This is a genomic window from Micropruina sp. (genome assembly GCF_047602085.1).
Lineage (GTDB): Bacteria > Actinomycetota > Actinomycetes > Propionibacteriales > Propionibacteriaceae > Micropruina.
In genome coordinates this window covers 374,515-397,821 of sequence record NZ_JASGID010000004.1, presented here as the reverse complement: position 1 = coordinate 397,821, position 23,307 = coordinate 374,515, and the positions used below count along the sequence as shown (strand labels likewise).

Genomic DNA, 23,307 nt, shown 5'->3' with positions numbered 1-23,307 from the left:
GCGTTCGGTTGTGCGTTCAGTGCAGCTTGTCGGTCTCGTCGTGAATGGTCAGCGCGACCTGCTTGATGCGGTTCGAGTGTGCCTTGGCGTGGTGCGCACAAAAGAGGAGCTCGCCGGCCTGCAGGGTCACCCGAAGGTACGCCTGCGCGCCGCAACGATCGCAGCGATCTGCCGTGGTCAGTTCCCCCACCGCTGTCGTAGTCATTCGAGTTTCCTCCCTGTCGTTACTTGAGTCTACCAATGTCAACTCTCTGCGGGGCCAGATTGTTCCGTGCCGCGAGACTACCCCCGCACCCCAGTCTGGCCGGTGAGGCAATGCCCGGCGCGCGTGGCGTATTGCAACCGCGTTACGACCCCGCGACGGACGCTGCCGGACGCGTCGGCACAGCGGCCCGAGATGCACGAACCTGTCGGAGGGTGACGCTAGCCTCATCGGGTGACCATCAAAGGCAAGCCTTCCGCCGAGGGGCGCGACTACGAGGCCCGCCACCTGCTCGTGCTCGAAGGGCTCGAAGCGGTGCGCAAGCGCCCGGCCATGTACATCGGCTCCACCGACACCCGCGGACTGATGCACTGCTTGTGGGAGATCATCGACAATGCAGTCGACGAGGCGCTGGGCGGCTTCGGCGACTCCATCGCCGTGGCGTTGAATGCCGACGGCAGCATCGAGGTCAAAGACGTGGCGCGCGGCATCCCGGTCGACATTGAGCCCCGCACCGGCCTGTCGGGGGTCGAGGTGGTGTTTACCAAGCTGCACGCCGGCGGCAAATTCGGGGCCGGCTCGTACAACGCCACCGGTGGTCTGCACGGCGTGGGCGCCTCGGTGGTCAACGCGCTGTCGGCACGGCTCGACGTCGAAGTCGACCGCAACGGCGCCACCTGGGCCATGTCGTTTCGGCGCGGAGTACCAGGCAGCTTCGCCGGCGATGGCCCGGACGCCGCGTTCACGCCCGGCGGTCAACTCACCAAGGTCGGCCGGGTGGCACGGGGCCGCACCGGCACCCGCGTGCGGTACTGGCCAGACCGGCAGATTTTCCTTCCCCACGCGCAACTGTCGTGGTCGTCGTTGGTGGCCCGCGCCAGGCAGACCAGCTTTCTGGTGCCCGGCCTTGAATTGGCGATCACCGACACGCGGGCGTCCGAGCCGGTGCGCGAGGTCTTTCGGCACGACGGCGGCATCTCGGAGTTTTGCGACTTCTTGGCCACCGGAAGCGCTGTCACCGACGTGCTGCGGCTGCAGGGCACCGACACCTTCACCGAAACGGTGCCTATGCTCGACGACGACGGTGCCATGACGCCAACCGACGTCGATCGCGCCCTCGAGGTCGACATCGCGCTGCGCTGGGGCGGCGGCTACGACAGCACGGTGCAGTCGTTCGTCAACATCATCGCCACACCTAAGGGTGGCACCCACGTGCAGGGCTTCGAGAGGGGCATGGTGCGCGCGTTCGCCAAAGCGCTGGAGGGCACCCGGCTGCTCAAGGCCGGCGACGAGGTGATCAAAGACGACATTCTCGAGGGCATGACGGCGGTGGTGACCGTGCGGCTGGCCGAGCCGCAGTTCGAGGGCCAGACCAAAGAGGTGCTGGGCACCCCACCGGTTACCCGGCTGGTGGCCAAGGTGGTCGAGCGTGAGTTGGCCGACTTTCTCACCTCGACCCGGGCTGCCCAGCGTCCGCAGGCCCGCGCGGTGATGGAAAAGGTGGTCTCGGCCTCGCGTACCCGGGTGGCCGCCCGGGCGCACAAAGAAAACCAACGCCGCAAGAACGCGCTCGAGTCGAGTTCGCTGCCGGCCAAGTTGGCCGACTGCCGGAGCAGCGACAACGAGCGCAGCGAACTGTTCATCGTCGAGGGTGACTCGGCGATGGGCACTGCCAAACTGGCCCGCAACTCGGAGTTTCAGGCCCTGCTGCCGATTCGCGGCAAGATCCTCAACGTGCAGCGGGCGAGCGTCGGCGACATGCTGAAGAACGCCGAGTGCGCCTCGATCATCCAGGTGGTGGGGGCCGGTTCGGGGCGCACCTTCGAGCTCGAGCAGGCCCGCTACGGCAAGGTGATTTTCATGGCCGACGCCGACTCTGACGGTGCGCACATTCGCACCCTGCTGGCCACTCTGTTCTTCAAGTACATGCGGCCGCTGGTCGAGGCCGGACGGGTGTTCACCGCGGTGCCGCCGCTGCATCGCTTCGAGTTGAGCAACCCGCGCAAGGGCCAAGACAAGTACCTGTACACCTACAGTGAGGCCGAGTACCAGCGAAAGCTCGCCGAACTCACCAAGCGTGGCGTCGGGTTCAAAGAGCCCCAGCGCTACAAGGGCCTGGGCGAGATGGACGCCGACCAGTTGAAAGAGACCACCATGGACCCGCGGCAGCGCACCCTGCGGCGCATCACGGTAGACGAGGGCGAGTCGCTCGAACTGGCAACGGCGACCTTCGAGAAGCTGATGGGCAATGAGGTGGCGCCGCGCAAGGAGTTCATCGTGGCCGGTGCGTACGCCCTGGACGCCGAGCGCATCGACGCCTGAACCAGCACGGGTCGAGCGTGTCGAGACCCGGTGGGGCTTCGGATTGGCTCTCATGCAGGGAAACGCATGATCAATGCGCCTACCGCTGGTCGAGCTTGTCGAGACCTCGGACAGAGTGCTCTCGCTAGGGGGGTCGACAAGCGCAACTAACGGCGGTCGGATTGATCAGCACATTCCTAACGACGACAGAGGCGCCGAATGTGCAGAGAATTGCGCCGAGCGCCGAGCGCCGAGCGCCGAATGTTGAGGCGGTCGCTCACGAGCACCCTCGACGCCATGTGGTCGCTGAGACGTGTCGCTGCATAGGCTGTAGCCATGTTCGACGATCTGCTCCAGGCGAACCGGCGCTACGCGACCTCGGCTCCCCGCAACTTCGACGGCTATGCGCATGCGGGCGTCGCCGTGGTCACCTGCATGGACTCGCGACTCCAGCCGCTGGAGATGCTCGGGCTGATGCTGGGCGAGGCCAAGATCTTGCGCACCCCGGGCGGGCACGTCACGCCTGACGCGGTCAACGGCTGCGTGTTGGGCGTGAACCTGCTGCGAGTGCGGCGCATTCTGGTGATCGAGCACACCAAGTGCGCGATGGCCTCCGGTGACGACGAGGTGTTGCGCAAACGCGTGGCGAGCGAGAGTGGACGCGACGTGTCTGAACTGCTGATCGGCGCTAACCCCGACCAGGAGGCGCAGTTGCGCGCCGACGTGGCCCGGCTGACCGGTCATCCGCTGATCGCCGGTCGAGCCGAGGTGGGTGGCTTTCTCTACGACGTCGATACCGGGCTGCTCAGCCAAGTCTGCTGACCGGTTGCGGCCGGGACCAAGAGTCCGCCGGGATCGGGCGGGCCGATCACAGGTGCCGTTGGTTGATCCTGGTGAAATCTTTGGTCGAGGTGGCAGGTCCGAGGTCTCGAGGGGATCGAGGTCTCGACAGGCTCGACCAACGATGATCAGCGTGTCGACAGGATCGACCGATGGTGGCTCTCAGCCCGCGTGACGGCGGGTGGAGATAGCCGCGATCGGTTGGCCAGCCGGGGTGCCGGACGCGTCCCGGCGAGGGTCGGCCGCCGGCAGGTCGATCGGTGAGCCGCTGGCCGCTGCGGCGACCACCGGGGTGGCACCAACCCAGGCCAACTGCAGCACGTCTTCGCCTCTCAAGAACCGCTGGCAACGTACTCCGCCGGTGCCGCGGCCCTTGGCCGGGTACTCGTCGAACGGCGTGACCTTCACCGAGCCGGCGTCCGTGCCCGGCAGGGCCGTGGACGACCCGGCGACCGACACCACCACCGAGTCGGCCAGCCCGCTGACCCCGAAGAACACCACCGATGCCTTGGGGGCCAGCTTGATGCCGGCCATGCCGCCACCCGAGCGGCCCTGCGGGCGCACCGATGCGGCCGGAAAGTGCAGCAGTTGCGCGTCGGAGCTGACGAAGACCAGCTCAAGCTGATCGTCGCTGAGCTCGGCCGCACCCACCACACGATCGCCCTCGTCGAGCCGGACGATCTCCCAGGAGTCCTTGCCGATGATGTCGGGGTTGACCCGCTTCACCACGCCCCGTTCGGTGCCCAGCACCCAGCCGTAGGTGCTCGCGGTCAGGCTGGTCAGCGCCAGCACCCGTTCACCCGGCTGGAGCGCGAACAGCTCGCCCGAGGGTGATCCGCCGGCCAAGTTGGGCGCCTGTGCTGTGGCCGGTACCGACGGCAGGTCGATGGTCTGTCCCCTGATCATCCGGCCGAGGCTGGTGATCAGGCCGAATTCACCACGCGCGGTGGACGCGCAGGTGCTCACGATCACGTCGTGGGCGGCTCGGCCGCCGCCGGTGGGAAGAAGGTCGTCGTGGTCGGTGCGGGCCAGCAGGCCGGCCGAGGAGAGCAGCACCCGGCACGGGTCGTCCGCGATCTCGAGCGGGGTGCTGGGCGTCTTGGCCGACGCGACCGGCCCGCCCCCGGAGGCCAGCAGCACGGTTCGTCGTGGCGTGCCGTGGGTGCGGGCCACCTCGTCGAGCTCGGCGCTCACCACCTGACGCAGCCGTGCGGGGTCGTCGATGATGCCCTGCAGGTCAGCGATCGTGGCCTGCAGCTCGTCGCGCTCCTTCTCGAGCTCGATGCGGCTGAACCGGGTGAGCCGGCGCAGTTGCATGTCGAGAATGTAGGTGGCCTGCACGTCGGTGAGCTCGAACGCCTCGATCAGCTTGGTCTTCGCGACACCCGCGTCGTCGCTGCCGCGAATGATCGCGATCACGTCGTCGATGTCGAGGATCGCGATCAGCAGGCCCTCGACCAGGTGCAGCCGGTCGGACGCCTTGCCGAGCCGGTATTTCGTGCGGCGCAGCGTGACCTCGAGCTTGTGGTCGAGGTAGACCGTCAGCATTTCGCGCAGCCCGAGGGTGCGTGGCTGGCCCTCGACCAGGGCGACGGCGTTGATGCCGAACGAATCCTCGAGCCGGGTCAGCTTGTACAGCTGTTCCAGCACGGCGTCGGGGTTGAACCCGTTCTTGATCTCGATCACCAGCCGGGTGCCGTTGGCCAGGTCGGTGAGGTCCTTGACGTCGGCGATCCCGGTCAGCTTCTTCGACTGGACGGCCGTCTTGATCTGCTCGATCACCTTCTCGGGGCCGACCATGTAGGGCAACTCGGTGACGACAATGCCCTTGCGCCGGGCGTGCACCTGCTCGACGCGGGCGGTGGCGCGGATGCGGAAGCTGCCGCGTCCGGTCTGGTAGGCGTCGCGGACGCCGTCCAGGCCGACGATCTTGCCGCCGGTGGGCAGGTCGGGGCCGGGCACGAAGCGCATCAATTGCTCGGCGTCGGCGTCGGCGTCGGGGTGGGCGATCAGGTGCTTGAGCGCCTGGACGCACTCGATCAGGTTGTGCGGCGGAATATTGGTGGCCATGCCCACCGCGATGCCGGTGGTGCCGTTGACCAGCAGGTTCGGGAACGCGGCGGGAAGCACGACCGGTTCGGTCTCTTTGCCGTCGTAGTTGGGCTTGAAGTCGACGGTGTCTTCGCCCAGGCCGGCGGTCATGGCGCTCGCCGCAGGCGCCATCCGGCACTCGGTGTAGCGCATCGCCGCGGGTCCGGCGTCCAGCGAGCCGAAGTTGCCGTGGCCGTCGACCACCGGCAGCCGCTGTGCCCAGGGCTGGGCCAGCCGGACCAGCGCGTCGTAGATGGCCGCGTCGCCGTGCGGGTGCAGCAGGCCCATTACCTGGCCGACCACCCGCGCCGACTTCACATGCGGACGATCGGGGCGAATGCCCATGTCGTCCATCGTGTAGAGAATGCGGCGCTGCACGGGCTTCAGGCCATCGCGGGCATCGGGCAACGCCCGGCTGTAGATCACCGAATAGGCGTATTCGAGATAGCTGGTCTCCATCTCGTCGGAGATGTCGATGTCGACGATGCGTTCGATCAGATCGTCATCGGACGGGGGACGAGCCACCACCGCTTGCCACTCCTTCGTTCGCCAGTGCTACGCCCCGATTCTGCCCGAGCCGACGACGCTGGCCCACCTGACACGCTGCCCAGTGGCGTTCCCTGGCAGTACCAGGGTAACGCCGACTATCACCGGTAGCGCTTGTCGAAACCCGAAATAGGCAAGGTGGCTAGGGCTTTCGACGCAGCTCAATCAGCGGCGGTTGGGTTCGTCGGCGCCTTCTCAGGGGCGCTCGTCCAGCAGTGGCCGTAGCTGTGCGGCCAGCCCTCTGCCATCGGGCGCCTCGACCCAGGTGTCGTCGGTCTTGGTGCTTTCATCGGGCTCGTCGAGCGGCATGTTGGTGCCATGGGCGAGCACTTGTTCGGTGGGGGAGAGCTGCCTGATCGCGACCGCCGCCACGTGGGTGGGGTGGCTGCGGGTGAACTCGGCGTAGATCTCGGGGTCGTGCTGGCCGTCGTCGCCGACCAGCAGCCACCGCACCCGGGGAAAGTCTGCGGCGAGCCGCAACAGGTTGGTGCGCTTGTGTTCCATGCCCGAGCGGAACCAGCCGGTGTTGGTCGGCCCCCAGTCGGTGAGCAGCAGCGGACCCCTGGGGTAGTGGTGCTCGTCGATGAACCGGGTGAGAAAATGGAACGTGTTCCAGGCGCCAGTCGACAGGTACACCATGACGGCGCCGGGGTGGGTGTCGAGAAAGCGCTGGTAGAACCGTGCCATGCCCGGTATTGACTGTCGGTTCGACTCGTCGCGCACGAAGCTGTTCCAGGCCGCGATCATCGGCCGGGGCAGCCAGGTGGTGAGAATCGTGTCGTCGATGTCGCTGACCAGCCCGAAGGTCGTGTCGTCGCCGACGATCAGCACCGGGCACTCCGACGGCCGCGACTGCGCGGTCTGGGCGGTGATGGAGTGCCAACCGGGCTCGAAGTCGTGCGGGGTGATCCGGTGATCGAGGTAGCCGCCGCGATCGGACAGCACGGTGACCCTCCGCTCGCCGAGGGTGAACGTGACCGATGCCCGGACGCACGGCGCGGTGATGAAACTGCGCCAGCCGCGCCGCTTCACGAATTCTTTGGTGGCGCGGCCGAGTTGGCTGCGCGACCACTGCGGCACCAGCACCACTCGCGCCAGCACGCGGACGAATTCGGACGACCCGTACCCGGCGTAGCCGATCACCTGCTCGCGCCAGCCCAGCGCCCGGAAGAGGGCTTCGAGCCGCCGGTCGAGAAACTCCTCGACCCGTGCGGCGATGAACGGCTTGGTGCTCACCCGCCACACCGTAGCGGTCGGCACCACCGGCCGGGCGGACGACCCGCGCCGGGTGCAGCTTCAGCACCCCCCGCGGTTCGCTGCGCAACAGCGGGGGCCGACTTGGGGGCTCTCGGGCTGCGTGACAAGATGACCGGGTGAACTCGCCCGCTCTGCCGGCCGGGCTGCGCCGAGACATCGACGCGTGCGGCTACTTTCCCGATCTGATCGCCGAGACGATCGCCCTTGCCGCCTCCGGCGAGCCCGTGTTGCACCACGTCGTCCATCACGAAGCAACTTTCGCCCGCGACGAGATTCAGCGCCATCTCTCGGTGCTGGTGCTCACGCCCACCCGGCTGATCGTGGGGCATACCGATGAGTCGGACACCCCCGGCGAGGCGGGTCAGGCGATGTCGACCACCGAGTCGGTGGGGTTGAATCGCATCACCTCGGTGGCGCTCACCCGAGTGGTCACCCACCCCGAACAGCACGGCAGCCGCCGTTCGGCCACCACCGAAACCTGGCTCAGCGTGGGCTGGGGCACCGCCACCCGGATCGAGCTCGAACCGGCGCACTGCGGCGACCCCGCGTGTGACGCCGACCATGGCTACTCGGGCACCATCGCCGCCGACGACCTGACCGTGCGAATGAGCCAGGCTGCCGACGGGGCAGACAACGTGGCCCGGCTGGTGTCGTTCGCGACCGCCTTGCAGTTGGCCAGCGGCGGTGGCCGGTGACCCACCCGCAGGTTCCGGCCTACGGCACCTCGACCCTGGCCGACCTGCTGCCCAGCATGAGCGCCGTGCTCGGCCTGCCCGGCCGGCCCAACGTGCTGCACCTGCCGGAGGCCGAGCGGTTCGTGGTGCTGTTGGTGGACGGCTTGGGCTGGCACCTGCTCGAAGGCCGTGAGGCGCAAGCACCGTTCTTGTGCGAACTGCGAGCGACGGGTCGTCCGATCACCTCGGGTGTGCCCAGCACCACCGCCACCTCGATCACGAGCCTGGGCACCGGGCTGACCCCTGGCCAGCACGGCATCGCCGGCTACACGTTTCGGTTCGGTGACCACCTGCTGAACGCGCTGCTGTGGCAGGGCGGCCTGGACGGCCTGGACGTGCAGCCGCAACTCACCATGTTCGAACGGCTCACCAAACTGGGCGTTTACTGCGCCACCGTGACGCCGGCCCGGTTTCGGAACACCGGGCTCACCACCTGTGCGTTGCGCGGCGCGCACTTCTTCGGATTCGCCGAAGACTCCACGGCTGCCGGGCGGGTCGAGTACGCGGTACGGGCCGCGACGGCCGCACAGCAGAGCCTGGTCTACGTCTACAACCGTGAACTCGACCACGCCGGTCACAAATGCGGCACCGCCTCGCCCGAATGGACGGCCGAACTGACCCGCGTCGACGCGCTGGCGTCGGCGCTGCGTGCGGCCCTGCCTGAGGACGTCCGGCTGATTGTCACCGGTGACCACGGCATGGTCGACGTGCCCGAGGCGTCCCGCCTGACGATCGAGCGTTACCCCGAGCTGGTTGCCGACGTGCGGCTGATCGGGGGCGAGGGCCGGCTGCGGCAGTTGTACGTGCGGCCCGGCACCGAGGCCGCTGTGCGGGCGCGCTGGGCCGAGCACCTGGGTGACCGAGCGTGTGTTATGAGCCGTGACGAGGCGTTCGCGGCAGCCTGGTTCGGGCCGGTGCAGCCCAAGCTCGCCGACCGGTTCGGCGACGTCTTGGTGGCCATGGCCGACGACGGTGCGCTGATGACCACCACCCAGCCCAACGAGTTCGGCCTGGTCGGCATGCACGGGTCGCTGACGGCGGCCGAGCTGACCGTTCCACTACTGATCGGCTGAACCGTGGCGCAACTGATCTTCTTCACCGGGCCGATGAACTGCGGCAAGTCCACGCTGGCGCTGCAGACCGACTTCACCGAGGCGCAGGCCGGACGTTTGGGGCGGCTGTTCAGCCGCAACGACCGCGCGGGAGCGGCGGTCATCTCGTCGCGGATCGGGCTGGAGCAGCCGGCCATCGAGGTGGGCGACGACTTCGACTTCTGGGCCTACGCGATTCACGAGCTCACCCACGGGCAACGGCTCGACTACCTGATCTGCGACGAAGCCCAGTTCTACACCCCCAGCCACATCGACCAACTCGCCCGAATCGTTGATGACCTGCAACTCGACGTGTACTGCTTCGGGATTCTCAGCGACTTTCGCACCGAGCTGTTCCCCGGCACCAGGCGGCTGGTCGAGTTGTGCGACCGGATGGAGTTGCTGCAGGTGCGTCCGCGCTGCTGGTGCGGCGAGCCGGCCACCCACAACGCGCGCACCGTGGACGGGTTGATGGTCACCGAGGGCAGCCAAGTGGTGGTCGGCGACGTGGTGGCCGAGCAGAGCGAGGTGGCCTACGAGGTGCTGTGCCGGCGCCACCATCGGCGTCGGATGACCGCCGCCGTGGCGCGCATCACGCTGAACCCGGAGCCGCTCCCGTTCGACCGGTAGCCCGCTGCCGGCCGGTCGTCGTCGATCAGCCCTTCGGTTTCGGTGCCGGCGCGCCGAACATGATCTCGTCCCAGCTCGGCACCGAGGCGCGTTTGCGCTTGATCGGACGAGACGGCTCGTTGGCGGCCTCGTCGACCAGGCTCGGCTGCTCCGGTTCGGTGACCGGGGCTGAGGCCGGCGTGCGCTTGCGGCCGGTCGGACGCGCCACCGGCCGATGCGCCGGCACCTCGTCGACGGGAGCGGATTCGCTCTCGGCGGCGCCCTGGCCAGCCCCGGTGACGACTTCGGGTTCGGTGACGGGCGCGGGTTCCGCCACGAGTTCTGGTTCGTCCTCGGCTTCGGCTGCCAACGTGGGCTCGCCAGCCACATCGTCCTGTGCCTGCTCCGGCTCGTCGAGAACCGGCTCAGTGACGACCATCGAGTGGACGATCGATGCCTCGGCGAAGATGGCTGCCTCACCGTCCTCGGCGCTCTCGGCATGGTCCTGTGCCTGCTCCGGCTCGTCGAGAACCGGCTCAGTGACGACCACCGAGTGGACGATCGATGCCTCGATGAAGATGGCTGCCTCACCGTCCTCGGCGCTCGCGGCTGCTGACTCGACCCCGGCGGGGGGCTGGGCAGGATCGGTGTCGTCGGTTGTCTCGAACTCGATCACCTCGCCGGTCTCTGCGGGCATCGGCTCGGGGCGGGGGTCGACCACCGGCGTCGGGTCCTGGTCGGGCGCGGGGCGCACCAGGCCGGCATAGATCTGCACCGAGTCCTCGTCGAAGCTCGACAGCATGTCGTACAGCACGTCCATATTGGAGCGATCGCCGGGAATGATGTCGTACACGCCGTCGACCTCGGCCAGGTCGCCCTCGGCGTAGGCGTCCTCGTTGTCGGGGGAGTCGGCATTGTCGGGGGAGTCGGGGGAGTCGGTGGACGCATCCAGGTCGTCGTCTTCGATGTCGGGGGTCACCGCGAACTGCGGCTGAATCGCCCGCACGATGGCGAGTTCGTCGTTCAGATTGGGCGTGTGCTCGTCGCCGTGGTCGTCGCGCCGCTTGCGCCCGGGCTGCGGGCCGTGCGAAGTGGAATGCTCACCGGTCAGCCAGCGGGCGTCCTCGTTGGCGGCCACCGAGAACCGCCCGGTCTGGTCGTAGCTGAACTCGGCGTTGCGGTGAGCCGAACCCGACTCGTAGCTGAGCCGGACGGTCCAGCGCCGCTCGGCGCTGCGCCAGGCGTCCCAGTCGACTGAGTCGATGTCGATGCCGCGCGACAGCAACCGGTCGGCGACCACCGCGCGCAGGCTGCGGTGCGCCACCGCGTCGCCGGCCCGGCGCACCGGGTTGGTCTGCGCCAGCCCGGCGATGTGCTCCCGCTCGGCGATCACCGGTGCCGCGAACGGCTCGATCTGCTCCATGGGAACACCGGCCGCCTGCGCTACCGCCTCGAGTGACTCCCCGGCCCTGATCCGGGCCTGGATGTCACGCGGCCGCAGTGCACTTTCCATCTCGATCTCCAGTTGTCCCATGCGTGCTCGGTCGTTACGCAGTGCCGCCCGCAGCCGATCGTCGGCGGGGATTGCCAATTGCTCGCCGCCCTCGACGACGACGATCAGGTTCCTGCCGTCGGGGCTGAGCCCCACGGGCCGGGCGGTGCGCATCGCTCGATCGCTCTCCTGTGTTCGTGCTAGGGCGTAACCTACCGGGTCGGACGCCCGGCAGCCCGGCAGGGAATACGGGCGGGGCGTCCTGTGGTTGAGATACCCGTCGCCGGCTCGGCCTGATTAGGGCACCTGTGATATGTATGCGTCCGACACATTTGAGATCACCGAGGTAAGCCGAGCGTTCAGACCCCATGGGGCCGCGCTGAGGATGGAGTTTACGAAAGATGGCAACCGACTACGACGCTCCGCGCAAGACCGACGAAGAGAGCGAAGACAGCATTGAGGAGCTCAAGACCCGCCGCAACGACAAGAACTCCGGCAAGGTCGACGAGGACGAGGTCGAGGCTGCCGAGTCGTTCGAACTGCCGGGGGCGGATCTGTCGCACGAAGAACTCACGGTGCGGGTGCTGCCGCGCCAGGCCGACGAGTTCACCTGCTACTCCTGCTTCCTGGTGAAACACCGCAGCCAGATCGCAACGACCCGCAACGGGCACGTGTACTGCGTGGACTGCGCCGACTGACCGTCGGCTGAGCGGGCCGAGACCCCAACCAGATCGCACCCTGGGGCAGCGCTGTTTTCGTTGGTCGAGCTTGTCGAGACCTGGGTGGTGTGGTTGTGGCGAGCGGTTTCGACAGGCTCAGCCGGCGGTGGGTGCCGCTGCTTTTTGTTGGTCGAGCTTGTCGAGACCTGGGTGGTGTGGTTGTGGCGAGCGGTTTCGACAGGCTCAACCGGCGGTGGGTAGCGCAGCGCAGAACTCCCCGGGTTCGTCCGCCCGACGACACCGACTCACGGGCAGCGGGCCAGGCGGTGACTACAGGCGGAAGTGGACCGACGACCTGGCCGGTGCGGGTGTGCCCATCGCCTTCTCCCACCGAGTCGCGGCGAAGCGGTTCACCAGCAATTGCGAGATGCCGATGCCGATGCCGCCGGCCAACGCCCAGATCAGTGCCTCACTGAGCGGGGTGGCGGGGTCATTGGGGTCGGGCGGCTCGTCGCCGGTCGCGACCTTCCAGGCCCCGCGAACTGCCTTCTGCGTAACGACGATCGTGAGCGCACCCACGGCGCCGGCGTAGATGTTCCAGAGCAGCTTCTGCGACATGTTCATCGGCGAACTCCCGGGTAGAACCAGTGGACGTGATATCGAGTCTACGTCGAAACACCTTGCCAGAGCGACATATTTCGAGGCTTCAACGAACTTGGCCAATGATGGTCAGCGTGCCCTGTGGAGTAGGGTCTAGGGGTGACCAGTAGCCTTGAGCCGACCTTCTACACCGAACGGCTGCGGGTGCCCTTCTCGTACTGGGCGATCGCGCTGTTCTTCGGGCTCAGCTTCGTCACCGCGGTCTCGTTCATGCTGGGCGATGCGGTGTTTGTGGCCAGTACCGGCACCGCCACCGTGCTGATCGCCTGGACGCTGCTGGCCTGGGGATCGCTCACCATCACCGTGGACGCGGGCGGCGTGCGGGTGGGTGCGAGCCGGCTGGACTGGGCCTACGTCGGGCAGGCCGCCGCCGTCGACCAGCAGCAGCGACGCCGGGTGTTGGCTCGCGAGGACGTCCATCTCGCCCTGCGGCCCTACGTCAGCGGCGTGGTGGTGATCGGGGTCGCCGATCGCGCCGACCCGCATCTGTGCTGGCTTGTCTCGACCCGAGACCCGGACGAACTGGTGCGTGCGATCGAGCGCAACCGGCCCTCGGGCGCCGGTGAGCAGGCCGAGCAGACGGCACTAGACTCCGGCGCGTGAGCGGCTCTGAGATCGTCGACGTAGCGCTGCTGCGACTCGACCCCGGCATGCCCCTGCCGCGCTACGCACGCGACGGGGACGCCGGGGCAGACCTGGCCACTACCACCGATGTCGAGATCCCTCCGGGCCAACGAGTGCTGGTCGGCACCGGGGTGGCGCTGGCCCTGCCGTCTGGCTGGGTCGGGCTGGTGCACCCGCGCTCGGGGCTGGCCGCTCGGCACGGCCTCACCATCGTGAACGCACCGGGCACGGTCGACTCGGGCTATCGCGGCGAGATCAAGGTGTGCCTGCTGAACACCGACACTCAACACACCGTGGCCTTGCGTCGTGGTGACCTGGTCGCGCAACTGGTGGTGCAGCGCGTTGCCCGGGCCCGGTTCGTGGAGGTCGGCGAGCTACCGTCGAGTGAACGTGGGGCAGGCGGTCACGGCTCGACCGGAGGAATCAAGGGGTGGCTGGACGCCATCGAATCAACGAAGGAGCAGGCGTGATCTTTGGACGCAAACGTAAGGCCGACCCGGTGAACGAGCCCGAGGACGACCTCAACGAGGCGACCGCCGAGCTCGATGAAGCCGATGCGGTAGACGAAGACCACACCGCCGACGTGGTGGACGACGCCGACGCCGTCGAGGTGCCCGCCGAACTCGCCGAAACTGACGACGACGAGGCCGACCCTGACGAGCCCGACGATGACGAGTCCGACGAAGACGAGGAAGCCGAAGAGATCGATTGGCGGGCCGACGGCCCCTTCGACTACGACGAGGTCGACCTGACCGCCGACGAGGTGCAGCGGCTCGATCTCGGCTCGCTGATCCTCACCCCGTGGGAGGGCATGGGCTTGCAGTTGCAGGTGAACGAGGGCAGCGATCAGGTGATGGCCGCGCTCGCGTTCTGGGAGCAGTCGGGGCTCGAATTGGCCCTGCTGGCGGCACCGACCAACGGTGGCCTGGCCGATGAACTACGCGAAGACCTGACCGAAGAGGCCGAGCAGGCGGGTGGCAGTTCGTCGACCGCCGACGGCCCGTTCGGGCCCGAGTTGCGCCGGGTGCTGCCGGCCGAGGGGCCGTCCGGCGAACAGTTGTTTCAGGTGAGCCGCACCTGGTTCGCCGAGGGCCCGCGCTGGCTGCTACGCGGCACGCTGCTGGGCGAGGCGGGGCTGACCGAGGACGAGGAAGGTACCGCGGCGCCGTTCGTGGAGTTCTTCCGCAACGTCGTGGTGCGGCGCGGCGACGCGCCCCGCGTTCCGGGCGAAGTGATCGCCATGACCATGCCGACGGTGCCGCAGGGCTGAGCCATGCCGCCCCACAACCCGTTTCGCCGCGCGCTGGACTGGCTGAGCCGGTCCACCGAAGAGCTCGACTCCGAAGAGTCGGTGCGCAGCGTGCAACAGTCGGGCTGCACGCCGATCGCCGAGGTGAGCGACCGGCAGCGGGCCACCTTGCGGGGGCGTATCGCGGTGCTCACGCTGCGCCCCCGCAGTGGAACGCCCTGGCTCGAGGCCGAGTTCAGCGACGGCTCGGGAACGATCACGTTGATCTGGATGGGCCGGCGCGAGATTCCGGGCATGGTGGCCGGCCGCGAACTGAAGGTCACCGGACGGGTGTCATGGGTCGATGGCCAGCGCCGCATTTACAACCCGTTCTACGAACTCCTGGGCACGAAAGCGGACTGAGGAGCTGGTCGAGCGTGTCGAGACCTCGGATGTCGTTGTGACAAGGGGTTTCGACGAAGATTCAGCAGCGGTAGTTGTTCGCGTCGACCGGCTACGCGTCGATGATCACCGCTGAGCGATCACGGGGGCTCAGGTAGTGCGCCAGGTCGGCCTCGTAGGCGGGGTCGACAACGAACAGCAGCTCATCGGACGCCTCGACCGCGCCGTCGCGCTCAGGTGCGCGTGCCGTGCCGTCGCGAATGATCGCCACCAGCACGGCGTCACCAGGCAGGGCCAGTTCGGCCACCCGCACCCCGACCCGCGGGCTCGATTCGGGCAGCGTCATCTCGACCAGGTTGGCGTGCCCCCCGCGGAAGCTGAGCAGCCGCACCAGATCGCCCACCGTGACGGCCTCTTCGACCAGGGCGCACATCAGCCGCGGGGTCGACACCGCCACGTCGACGCCCCACAGGTCGTCGAACATCCATTCGTTGGCCGGGTGGTTCACCCGCGCCACGGTGCGCGGCACGCCGAACTCGGTCTTGGCCAGCAGTGAGTGCACCAGATTCGTCTTGTCGTCGCCGGTGGCGGCAATCGCCACATCGCAGGTCTCGAGTTCGGCCTCCTCGAGCGAGGCCAACTCGCAGGCGTCGGCCAGCAGCCATTCAGCCTCGGGCACGCTGGCGGTCTTGATCGCCTCCGGCTGCTTGTCGACCAGCAGCACCTGGTGCCCGTTGGCGATCAACTCGCGGGCGATGGAACGTCCGACATTGCCGGCTCCGGCGATCACGACACGCATCTTCGGCCCTTTCAGTGCTTCGCCGGGGGCGCTACGAAGAGTTGCTCGACGGCGGCCTCACGGTCTTTGTGCACGGCGACGTACAGCAGGTCGCCGTCCTGGTAGATCGTCGACTCGGTCGGCACCTGCCCGACGCCGAACCGGATCAGAAACGGGATCGGGCTGTGGGCCGCGCGCTGCATCTCGCCGATCGTGGTGCCCACCCAACCCGGGTGCACTTGGAGTTCTGACAACCGAACCGTTCCGGACGGATCACGCCACTGCGGCTCGGCGCCTTCGGGCAGCAGCCGCCGCAGCACCTGATCGGAGGCCCAGCGCACCGTCGCCACCGACGGTATGCCCAGTCGCTCGTACACCTCGGCGCGGCCCTCGTCGTAGATGCGGGCGACCACGTTGTGCACCCCGAATGTCTCGCGCACCACGCGGGCCGCCAGAATGTTGGAGTTGTCGCCGCTGGAGACCGCGGCGAAGCCATCCGCGCGCTCGATGCCGGCCTTGATCAGCACGGCCCGGTCGAAGCCCATGCCCTTGACCGTCTTGCCCTGGAAGTTCGGCCCGAGTCGGCGGAACGAGTCTTGCATGGAGTCGATCACTGCCACCGAATGACCGCGCCGCTCCAGGCTGCGAGCCAACGAGCTACCCACTCGTCCGCAGCCCATGATCACAATGTGCACGCGCAGCCTCCCGCCTTGTGGACCCACCTATTGGCCGCGGCCTCAGTATAGGGAGCGCCGCCTCGCACTCCGACGGGTGGCCACAAGGTGCGCCGCCTCGCACGTCGCCGGGTGGCCACAAGGTGCGCCGCCTCGCACGTCGCCGGGTGGCCACAAGGTGCACCGCACGGTGTGGCGGCTTATAGTCATCGGACGTGAGCATCACTGATGCGGTCAAGCGGCTGGTGGTGGGACGCAAGCTGGCCAGCGCGCAATTGGGCGAGACCCTGCTTCCCAAGCGCATCGCCCTGCCGATCTTCGCATCGGATGCGCTGAGTTCGGTCGCCTACGCCCCGGACGAGATTCTGCTCACCCTCTCGATGGCGGGCCTCGTGGGGTTCAGCTACTCGTGGCCGATCGCGGTGGCGGTCGCGTTCGTGATGTTCATCGTGGTGCTGTCGTATCGGCAGAATGTGCACGCCTACCCGTCCGGCGGAGGCGACTACGAGGTCGCGACGGTCAACTTCGGCCCCAACGCCGGGCTTACCGTGGCCAGTGCTCTGCTGGTCGACTATGTGCTGACCGTGGCGGTGTCGACGTCCTCGGGTGTGCAGAACGCCGAGTCGATGTTGCCCTGGATTCAGGGCCACGAAGGGCAAGTGGCCGCCGCTCTGATCGCACTGCTGATGACCATGAACCTGCGCGGGGTGCGTGAATCGGGCACCGTGTTCGCGGTGCCCACCTACGGCTTCATGATCGCCGTGCTCGGCATGACGGGCTGGGGCCTGATTCGCATCTTCGGTTCCGGCGACCATCTTGAGGCTCCCACGAAATCGCTGGAGGTGGTCGGGTCGGCGCTGTACGACCCGTTCGCCGGCTTTGCGATGGTGGCGTTGCTGGCCCGGGCGTTTTCGTCCGGTTGCGCGGCACTGACCGGCATCGAAGCGATCAGCAACGGCGTTCCGGCGTTCAAGGCGCCCAAGAGTCACAACGCGGCGATGACCCTCACTCTGCTCGCCGGCATAGCCATCTCGATGCTGGGCGGCGTCATTCTGCTGGCTAACCTGACCGGGCTGAAGCTGGTCGATCCCGACGGGCACAGCCACTTTCTGGAGAACGGCGCCATCGTCGAGCGCGATGTCGGCACCGCGATGGGTCAGTTGGCAGCGACGGTGTTCGACAACTTCGCGCCGGGCTTCTACTTCGTGATGATCGTCACCCTCGTCATCTTGTTCCTGGCGGCGAACACCGCGTTCAACGGCTTTCCGGTGCTGGGTTCGATTCTGGCCCGCGACGGGTTTCTGCCCAAGGCCCTCTACACCCGGGGTGACCGGCTCGCCTACAGCAACGGCATTCTGCTGCTGGCGGCGGCGGCGATCGGGCTGGTGCTGGCGTTCAATGCGTCGGTCACCGCACTGATCAACCTGTATGTGGTGGGCGTATTCGTGTCGTTCACGGTGAGTCAGGCCGGCATGTTGCGGCATTGGACGCGCCACCTGAAGACCGAGACCGACCCGCTGCAGCGGCGCCGCATGCAGCGCTCGCGTGTGGTCAACGCGATTGGGCTGACCTGCACCGGCACCGTGCTGTGCATCGTGCTGGCCGTCAAATTTCTGCTCGGGGCGTGGATCGCAATCTTGGCCATGGCGACCCTGTTCGTGCTGATGCGCGGCATCCACACCCACTACCGCAAGGTGGATGCAGAGATCGCCGTCGAGCCCGGCGAGCGCAATCTGCTGCCCAGCCGGGTGCGCGCGGTCATCGTGGTGCTCGGCATCAACAAGCCGACGGTGCGCGCGGTGAACTTCGCCAAGGCGTCCCGGCCCAGTTCGGTCGAGGCGGTCACCGTCTCGGTCGACCCCGACGAGACCACGAAGCTACTCAGCGATTGGTACGCCGAAGATCTCGGCGTACCGCTGCGGGTGATCGCCTCCCCCTACCGTGAGGTGGGCGGGCCGATTCTGGACTACGTCAAGGGCCTGCGCTCCGACAGCCCCCGCGACGTGTTGTGCGTCTACATTCCCGAGTACGTGGTCGGCCACTGGTGGGAGCAGTTGCTGCACAACCAGACGGCGCTCATTCTCAAGGCCCGGCTCAATTTCATGCCCGGGGTGATGGTCACCTCGGTACCGTACTTGCTGGCGTCGTCGAAGCACGCGGTGGCCCGGGCCGCGCGCAACCCGGCCGCCTGGCGCCGGGGTGGGTCGGGCGCAGTGCTCTCGGGCAAGCACCTGGACGCGGGCTGAGGTGCGGCCCGGCGACCTGATCGGGCCCGTCGAGGTTGGCCCGATCGCCCACGGTGGGCATTGCGTGGCCCGGGTGGACGGCCGCGTGGTGTTCGTCCGGCACGCGCTGCCCGGCGAGATCGTCCGGGTTCGGGTGGTCGAGGTGACCAGCCGGTTCGCCCGAGCGGACGCGATCGCGCTGCTGACTGCGGCGCCCGAGCGGGTGCAGCCACCCTGCCCGGCGGCGGGTTCCTGTGGTGGCTGCGACTTTCAGCATGTGGAGCCGTCGTTTCAGGCCGAGTTGAAGCGCCGGGTGCTCGCCGAGCAGCTACAGCGTTTGGCCGGCATCGAGTGGAACGGGGTGGTCGAGCAGGTACAGCCGGTGTTGGGCTCGCGGGTGCGCATGCGGTTTGTGCGCGCCGACGACGGTGGCCTGGGGCTGCGCGCACATCGGTCACACAGCGTGGTGCCACTGCCCGCCGATGGTTGCCGGATCGCGCACGCCTCAATGCCGGTGAACGTTCGTGAAAGTGCACCTGATTTCGGCCATCGTGAGGCGTTTGCGGCGCAGGCGGGCGCGAATGTGGTGCGGTTTCGCGACCCGGTTGAGTATCTGGGGGTCGTGAGCGCCGAAGGTGGACGGCTGGTCGCGGCCGGTTCGGCAGCGTCCGGAGAGGTTGTGACCCAGCAGGTGGGGCAGCGTGACTTCGCGGTCGGCGTGGACGGGTTCTGGCAATCGCATCTGGCGGCGCCCGAGGTGCTCAGCGCCGTGGTGCTGCGCGGACTGCGGGCGATTGGCGGCGAGGTGGCCTTCGATCTGTACTGCGGCGTCGGGGTGTTCGCCGGGGCCCTGGTCGACGCCGGCTGCCGGGTGTGGGGCATCGAGGGCAGCAAGGCGGCGATCGTCCACGCCCGGCGCAACGTCCCCGAAGCAATCTTCTTCGCCGGTGATGTCGAACGCACTTTGAGCCGGCTGCCGAAGCGGGCCGACTTGGTGGTGCTCGATCCGCCGCGTGCTGGGGCGGGCAAGGCCGTGATGGCGGCGGTGGCGCGGCTGCGACCGCGAGCGATCGGCTACGTGGCTTGCGACCCGGCGGCGCTGGCCCGCGACCTGGGGGTTGCCCGTGCCCTGGGCTATGAGCCGGAGGCGATCACGGGCTACGACCTGTTCGGCATGACCCACCACCTGGAGGCGGTGGCGATCCTGACCCGCTGACCGGTCGGGATCGCCCAGGGTGGGCACCCGGGTTCGGCGATGGCTGACGACTCACCGACAGCGAACCGGTGGAGACCCGTTCTGCTGGGTGCCCGGACGCCCTAAAGTTGCACTCTGAAGCGGGACGCGTCCCCTTTCGGTTTCAGACAGGCTATGGGTTACTATCTCGACATCGAGATATATTCGCCGGTGCGAGCAGCAGGAGGATTTTGATGAGCATCAACAGCTTCGACGCCAGGACCACCCTCGAGGTTGCCGGCGAGACCTACGAGATCTTCGCGCTCGACAAGGTGGAGGGTTCGGCAACGCTGCCGTTCAGCCTGAAGGTTCTGTTGGAGAATCTGCTGCGCACCGAGGACGGCGCCAACATCACCGCCGACGACATTCGTGCGCTCGGCGCTTGGGAGCCGTCGGACGAGCCCAATCGCGAGATTCAGTTCACCCCGGCCCGGGTGATCATGCAGGACTTCACCGGTGTGCCTTGCGTGGTCGACCTGGCCACCATGCGTGAGGCGATCGCCGAGTTGGGCGGCGACCCGGCCAAGGTGAACCCGCTGTCGCCGGCCGAGATGGTGATCGACCACTCGGTGGTCGCCGACCTGTTCGGCACCTCTGACGCCTTCGCTCGCAACGTCGAGTTGGAGTACCAGCGCAACCGCGAGCGCTACCAGTTCCTGCGCTGGGGCCAGGGTGCTTTCGACGACTTCGTCGTGGTGCCGCCGGGCACCGGCATCGTGCACCAGGTCAACATCGAGCACCTGGCTCGGGTGATCTTCCCGCGCGTCGTGGACGGTGTGCTGCAGGCATACCCCGACACCTGCGTCGGCACCGACTCGCACACCACGATGGTCAACGGCTTGGGCGTGGTCGGCTGGGGCGTGGGCGGCATCGAGGCCGAGGCGGCCATGCTGGGCCAGCCGGTGTCGATGCTGATTCCGAGGGTGGTCGGCTTCAAGCTGTCGGGCAAGCTGCCCGAGGGTGCCACCGCCACCGACCTGGTGCTGACCATCACCGAGATGCTGCGCGAGCACAAGGTGGTCGGCAAATTCGTGGAATTCTTCGGGCCCGGCGTCTCGCAGGTGCCGCTGGCCAATCGGGCCACGATCGGCAATATGAGCCCCGAGTACGGCTCCACCATCGCGATCTTCCCGATCGACTCCAAGACCACCGACTACCTGCGGCTGACCGGGCGCTCCGAGGAGCAGATCGCGTTGGTCGAGGCCTACGCCAAGCGTCAGGGTCTGTGGCACGCCGACGACGCCGAGCCGCGCTATTCGGAATACCTCGAACTCGACCTGGGCACCATCGTGCCGTCGATCGCCGGCCCGAAGCGGCCGCAGGACCGGATCGTTCTGGCCGAGGCCGCTGACGCGTTCGGGCAGGCCATCGGCACCTACACCGACGACGCCAGCAAGCAGGTGCATGTCACGCTGGCCGATGGCGCCGACTTCGACCTGCCCACTGGCGCGGTTACCATTGCCGCGATCACCTCGTGCACCAACACGTCCAACCCCAGCGTGATGATCGGCGCCGGGCTGCTGGCCAAGAAGGCCGTCGAGAAGGGGCTCACACGCAAGCCGTGGGTCAAGACGTCGCTGGCCCCAGGGTCGAAGGTGGTCACCGACTACTACGCTCGCTCCGGCCTTGACACCTACCTGGCCAAGCTCGACTTCGACCTCGTCGGCTACGGCTGCACCACCTGCATCGGCAATTCGGGCCCGCTCATTCCCGAAGTGTCGGCGGCGGTTAACTCGGTCGATTTGGCGGTCACTTCGGTGCTGTCGGGCAACCGCAACTTCGAGGGCCGGATCAACCCCGACGTCAAGATGAACTACCTGGCCAGCCCGCCGCTGGTGGTGGCCTACGCGCTGGCCGGACGGATGGACATCGACCTGCTCAATGAGCCGCTGGGCGCGGGTGCCGATGGGCAGCCCGTCTACCTGCGCGACATCTGGCCGAGCACCGAAGAGGTCGAGCAGGTGGTCAACAGTGCGATCAGTTCCGACATGTTCACCGACCGCTACGCCGATGTGTTCGCCGGTGACGATGCCTGGCGTTCGCTGCCCACCCCGATCGGGGAGGTCTTCGAGTGGGACGCCGAGTCGACCTACGTGCGCAAGCCGCCGTACTTCGAGAACATGCCCGCCGAGCCGCAGCCGGTCTCAGACGTCTCGAACGCCCGGGTGCTGCTCAAGCTGGCCGATTCGGTGACCACCGACCACATCTCGCCGGCCGGTGCGATCAAAGCCGACAGTCCGGCTGGCAAGTACCTGACCGAGCACGGGGTGGAGCGCAAAGACTTCAACTCCTACGGTTCTCGGCGCGGCAACCACGAGGTGATGATCCGCGGCACGTTCGCCAATATTCGCCTGCGCAACCAGATCGCGCCCGGCACCGAGGGCGGCTTCACTCGCGACTTCACCGTCGAAGGTGGGCCCGTCGCCACCGTGTACGACGCCGCCCAGAGCTACGCCGCTGCCGGAATCCCGCTGGTGGTGCTGGCCGGCAAGGAGTACGGCTCGGGGTCGTCGCGTGACTGGGCGGCCAAGGGCACGGCGTTGCTGGGCGTCAAGGTGGTTATCGCCGAGAGCTACGAGCGCATTCACCGCTCGAACCTGATCGGCATGGGCGTGCTGCCACTGCAATTCCCCGAGGGTGAGAATGCCGACTCGCTGGGGCTGACCGGCGAAGAGACGTTCACCTTCACCGGCGCCGAGCAGCTCAACGACGGCACCACCCCGAAGACGGTGCACGTGAAAGCCGACGACATCGAGTTCGACGCCATCGTGCGCATCGACACCCCCGGCGAGGCCGACTACTACCGCAACGGTGGCATCATGCAGTATGTGCTGCGGTCGCTGCTGAAGGCCTGACTTGGCCAAGCGGCTGAGCCGGGCCGAGCGGACGCGGCGCGAGCGTGAGGCCGCGGCCCGTTCGAAGACCGCAGCCCGTTCGAAGACCGCAGGGTGTGCGCCTTCCGCGCCGGCGGCCCACCCGCGTCCGGCCCGTCCTGGGCGTTCGGGGGCGGCGCGGCCGGGCTTGGGTGCCGAACTGGCCGAACGGGTCGCTTGGTCGATGCTCGCCGCACTGGCTGCCGTGGTCGGCGCGGGCCTGGCGCTGGCACTGGGCGCGGCGGTGGTGCCCGCCCTGTGCCCCAGCGACGACGGCACCTGCACCTTCGGCTGGATGGTCGTGGTGGGTGCCGTCGGCTACCTGCTGGCGCTGCTGCCGGCCAGTGCGATCGGTGGGCTCGGCATCTGGTTCTGGGTGGCCTACCTGGCCGGATTCTCGCCACTGCTGGTGCTCGCCGCGGTAGGGGATTGGTGGTGGTGGACATCGCTGGCGGTGCTGCCGCCGCTGGCTGCGGTGGTCAGTTGGCCGTTCGGACGGGTGCGCATCGCAGGCTGGCAGCGCTGGGCCCTGCTGGGGCTGGCCCTGGTCTCGGCGGGCTATGCCGTGTGGTGGTACGGGTTCGCGGGGCCGTAGATCGAGACCCTGTGGTGCTTGTCGAGACGGCCCGTTGGTCGAGCCTGTCGAGACCCTTGGCCCTCGAGCTGGCGAAACGTTGGTCGAGCCTGTCGAGACCTCACGCATACACCGCTGCGGCAAGGGGTCTCGACGGGCTCGACCAACGAAAAATCAGCGCTTCGTTAGGGAGGTGCTGATCAGGGCCGCCAC

At 67.8% G+C, this 23,307-nt stretch carries 21 protein-coding genes; 14 read left to right on the top strand and 7 right to left on the bottom strand.

The features are described 5' to 3' along the window. Positions 1 to 16 precede the first annotated feature (16 nt). Positions 17 to 205: a hypothetical protein gene (locus QM721_RS08190; RefSeq protein ID WP_415120798.1), complete on the bottom strand. Its 189-nt coding sequence runs from the start codon at positions 203 to 205 to the stop codon at positions 17 to 19. Between the two features lie 231 nt (positions 206 to 436). Between QM721_RS08190 and QM721_RS08185 the strand changes: the two genes are divergently transcribed. Together QM721_RS08185 and QM721_RS08180 are read left to right on the top strand one after the other, a co-directional pair. Beyond that, positions 437 to 2,524 (top strand): DNA gyrase/topoisomerase IV subunit B, encoded by a 2,088-nt coding sequence (locus QM721_RS08185; protein ID WP_415120796.1) that lies wholly within the window; start codon positions 437 to 439, stop codon positions 2,522 to 2,524. A gap of 315 nt (positions 2,525 to 2,839) precedes the next feature. After that, entirely contained in the window at positions 2,840 to 3,325 is a 486-nt protein-coding gene (locus QM721_RS08180; protein WP_415120794.1) for a beta-class carbonic anhydrase, read from the top strand. 180 nt (positions 3,326 to 3,505) lie between these two features. Here the strand turns inward: QM721_RS08180 and QM721_RS08175 are convergent, their stop codons facing one another. Together QM721_RS08175 and QM721_RS08170 are read right to left on the bottom strand one after the other, a co-directional pair. Next, a complete protein-coding gene (locus QM721_RS08175; RefSeq protein WP_415121057.1) occupies positions 3,506 to 5,959 on the bottom strand; it encodes a DNA gyrase/topoisomerase IV subunit A in 2,454 nt (817 codons plus the stop codon). A 216-nt stretch (positions 5,960 to 6,175) separates the two neighbouring features. Continuing rightward, on the bottom strand, positions 6,176 to 7,216 hold the full coding sequence (locus QM721_RS08170; RefSeq protein WP_415120792.1) for an App1 family protein: 1,041 nt from the start codon (positions 7,214 to 7,216) through the stop codon (positions 6,176 to 6,178). Between the two features lie 137 nt (positions 7,217 to 7,353). Here QM721_RS08170 and QM721_RS08165 point away from each other — a divergent pair, with 137 nt between their 5' ends. Genes QM721_RS08165 through QM721_RS08155 form a run of 3 tightly spaced genes read left to right on the top strand, consistent with a single transcriptional unit; the run spans position 7,354 to position 9,692 of the window. Further along, a complete protein-coding gene (locus tag QM721_RS08165; RefSeq protein ID WP_415120790.1) occupies positions 7,354 to 7,932 on the top strand; it encodes a DUF5998 family protein in 579 nt (192 codons plus the stop codon). Continuing rightward, entirely contained in the window at positions 7,929 to 9,044 is a 1,116-nt protein-coding gene (locus QM721_RS08160; RefSeq protein WP_415120788.1) for an alkaline phosphatase family protein, read from the top strand. Before QM721_RS08165 ends, QM721_RS08160 begins: the two co-directional genes overlap by 4 nt. A 3-nt stretch (positions 9,045 to 9,047) precedes the next feature. Beyond that, a complete protein-coding gene (locus tag QM721_RS08155; protein ID WP_415120786.1) occupies positions 9,048 to 9,692 on the top strand; it encodes a thymidine kinase in 645 nt (214 codons plus the stop codon). A 25-nt stretch (positions 9,693 to 9,717) separates the two neighbouring features. On the opposite strand, the gene sepH is transcribed toward QM721_RS08155, so the two are convergent. Then, a complete protein-coding gene (gene sepH / locus QM721_RS08150) occupies positions 9,718 to 11,337 on the bottom strand; it encodes a septation protein SepH (protein ID WP_415120784.1) in 1,620 nt (539 codons plus the stop codon). 227 nt (positions 11,338 to 11,564) lie between these two features. Between sepH and QM721_RS08145 the strand changes: the two genes are divergently transcribed. Continuing rightward, the gene (locus tag QM721_RS08145) at positions 11,565 to 11,861 is read left to right on the top strand and encodes a DUF4193 domain-containing protein (protein ID WP_415120782.1); all 297 of its coding nucleotides are present in this window, start codon (positions 11,565 to 11,567) and stop codon (positions 11,859 to 11,861) included. A 291-nt stretch (positions 11,862 to 12,152) separates the two neighbouring features. Here the strand turns inward: QM721_RS08145 and QM721_RS08140 are convergent, their stop codons facing one another. Next, complete coding sequence (locus QM721_RS08140; RefSeq protein WP_415120780.1) at positions 12,153 to 12,446, bottom strand: DUF4235 domain-containing protein; 294 nt, start codon at positions 12,444 to 12,446, stop codon at positions 12,153 to 12,155. Positions 12,447 to 12,581: 135 nt separating this feature from the next. On the opposite strand from QM721_RS08140, the gene QM721_RS08135 reads away from it, so the two are divergent. The 4 genes from QM721_RS08135 to QM721_RS08120 are packed head-to-tail and all read left to right on the top strand — an operon-like array spanning position 12,582 to position 14,757. Beyond that, positions 12,582 to 13,085 (top strand): DUF3093 domain-containing protein, encoded by a 504-nt coding sequence (locus QM721_RS08135; protein ID WP_415120778.1) that lies wholly within the window; start codon positions 12,582 to 12,584, stop codon positions 13,083 to 13,085. Next, positions 13,082 to 13,576 (top strand): dUTP diphosphatase, encoded by a 495-nt coding sequence (gene dut / locus QM721_RS08130; protein ID WP_415120776.1) that lies wholly within the window; start codon positions 13,082 to 13,084, stop codon positions 13,574 to 13,576. The genes QM721_RS08135 and dut overlap by 4 nt, the downstream gene beginning before the upstream one ends. Beyond that, complete coding sequence (locus tag QM721_RS08125; RefSeq protein WP_415120774.1) at positions 13,573 to 14,376, top strand: DUF3710 domain-containing protein; 804 nt, start codon at positions 13,573 to 13,575, stop codon at positions 14,374 to 14,376. Before dut ends, QM721_RS08125 begins: the two co-directional genes overlap by 4 nt. Positions 14,377 to 14,379: 3 nt before the next feature. Beyond that, entirely contained in the window at positions 14,380 to 14,757 is a 378-nt protein-coding gene (locus QM721_RS08120; RefSeq protein ID WP_415120772.1) for an OB-fold nucleic acid binding domain-containing protein, read from the top strand. A gap of 91 nt (positions 14,758 to 14,848) precedes the next feature. On the opposite strand, the gene QM721_RS08115 is transcribed toward QM721_RS08120, so the two are convergent. Both QM721_RS08115 and QM721_RS08110 read right to left on the bottom strand, forming a co-directional pair. Continuing rightward, the gene (locus tag QM721_RS08115; protein ID WP_415120770.1) at positions 14,849 to 15,535 is read right to left on the bottom strand and encodes a potassium channel family protein; all 687 of its coding nucleotides are present in this window, start codon (positions 15,533 to 15,535) and stop codon (positions 14,849 to 14,851) included. 11 nt (positions 15,536 to 15,546) lie between these two features. After that, entirely contained in the window at positions 15,547 to 16,194 is a 648-nt protein-coding gene (locus QM721_RS08110; RefSeq protein WP_415121055.1) for a potassium channel family protein, read from the bottom strand. A gap of 209 nt (positions 16,195 to 16,403) precedes the next feature. Between QM721_RS08110 and QM721_RS08105 the strand changes: the two genes are divergently transcribed. The 4 genes from QM721_RS08105 to QM721_RS08090 all read left to right on the top strand — a co-directional run bounded on the left by QM721_RS08105 (position 16,404) and on the right by QM721_RS08090 (position 23,115). Then, positions 16,404 to 18,434, top strand: coding sequence for an APC family permease (locus QM721_RS08105; protein ID WP_415120768.1), 2,031 nt, complete (start codon positions 16,404 to 16,406; stop codon positions 18,432 to 18,434). Between the two features lies 1 nt (position 18,435). Then, positions 18,436 to 19,629 carry a class I SAM-dependent RNA methyltransferase gene (locus tag QM721_RS08100; protein WP_415120766.1) on the top strand — a complete coding sequence of 398 codons (1,194 nt, stop codon included), beginning with the start codon at positions 18,436 to 18,438 and terminating at the stop codon, positions 19,627 to 19,629. Positions 19,630 to 19,841: 212 nt separating this feature from the next. Further along, a complete protein-coding gene (gene acnA, locus QM721_RS08095) occupies positions 19,842 to 22,502 on the top strand; it encodes an aconitate hydratase AcnA (protein ID WP_415120764.1) in 2,661 nt (886 codons plus the stop codon). 1 nt (position 22,503) lies between these two features. After that, entirely contained in the window at positions 22,504 to 23,115 is a 612-nt protein-coding gene (locus tag QM721_RS08090) for a hypothetical protein (protein WP_415120762.1), read from the top strand. Positions 23,116 to 23,307 lie beyond the last annotated feature (192 nt).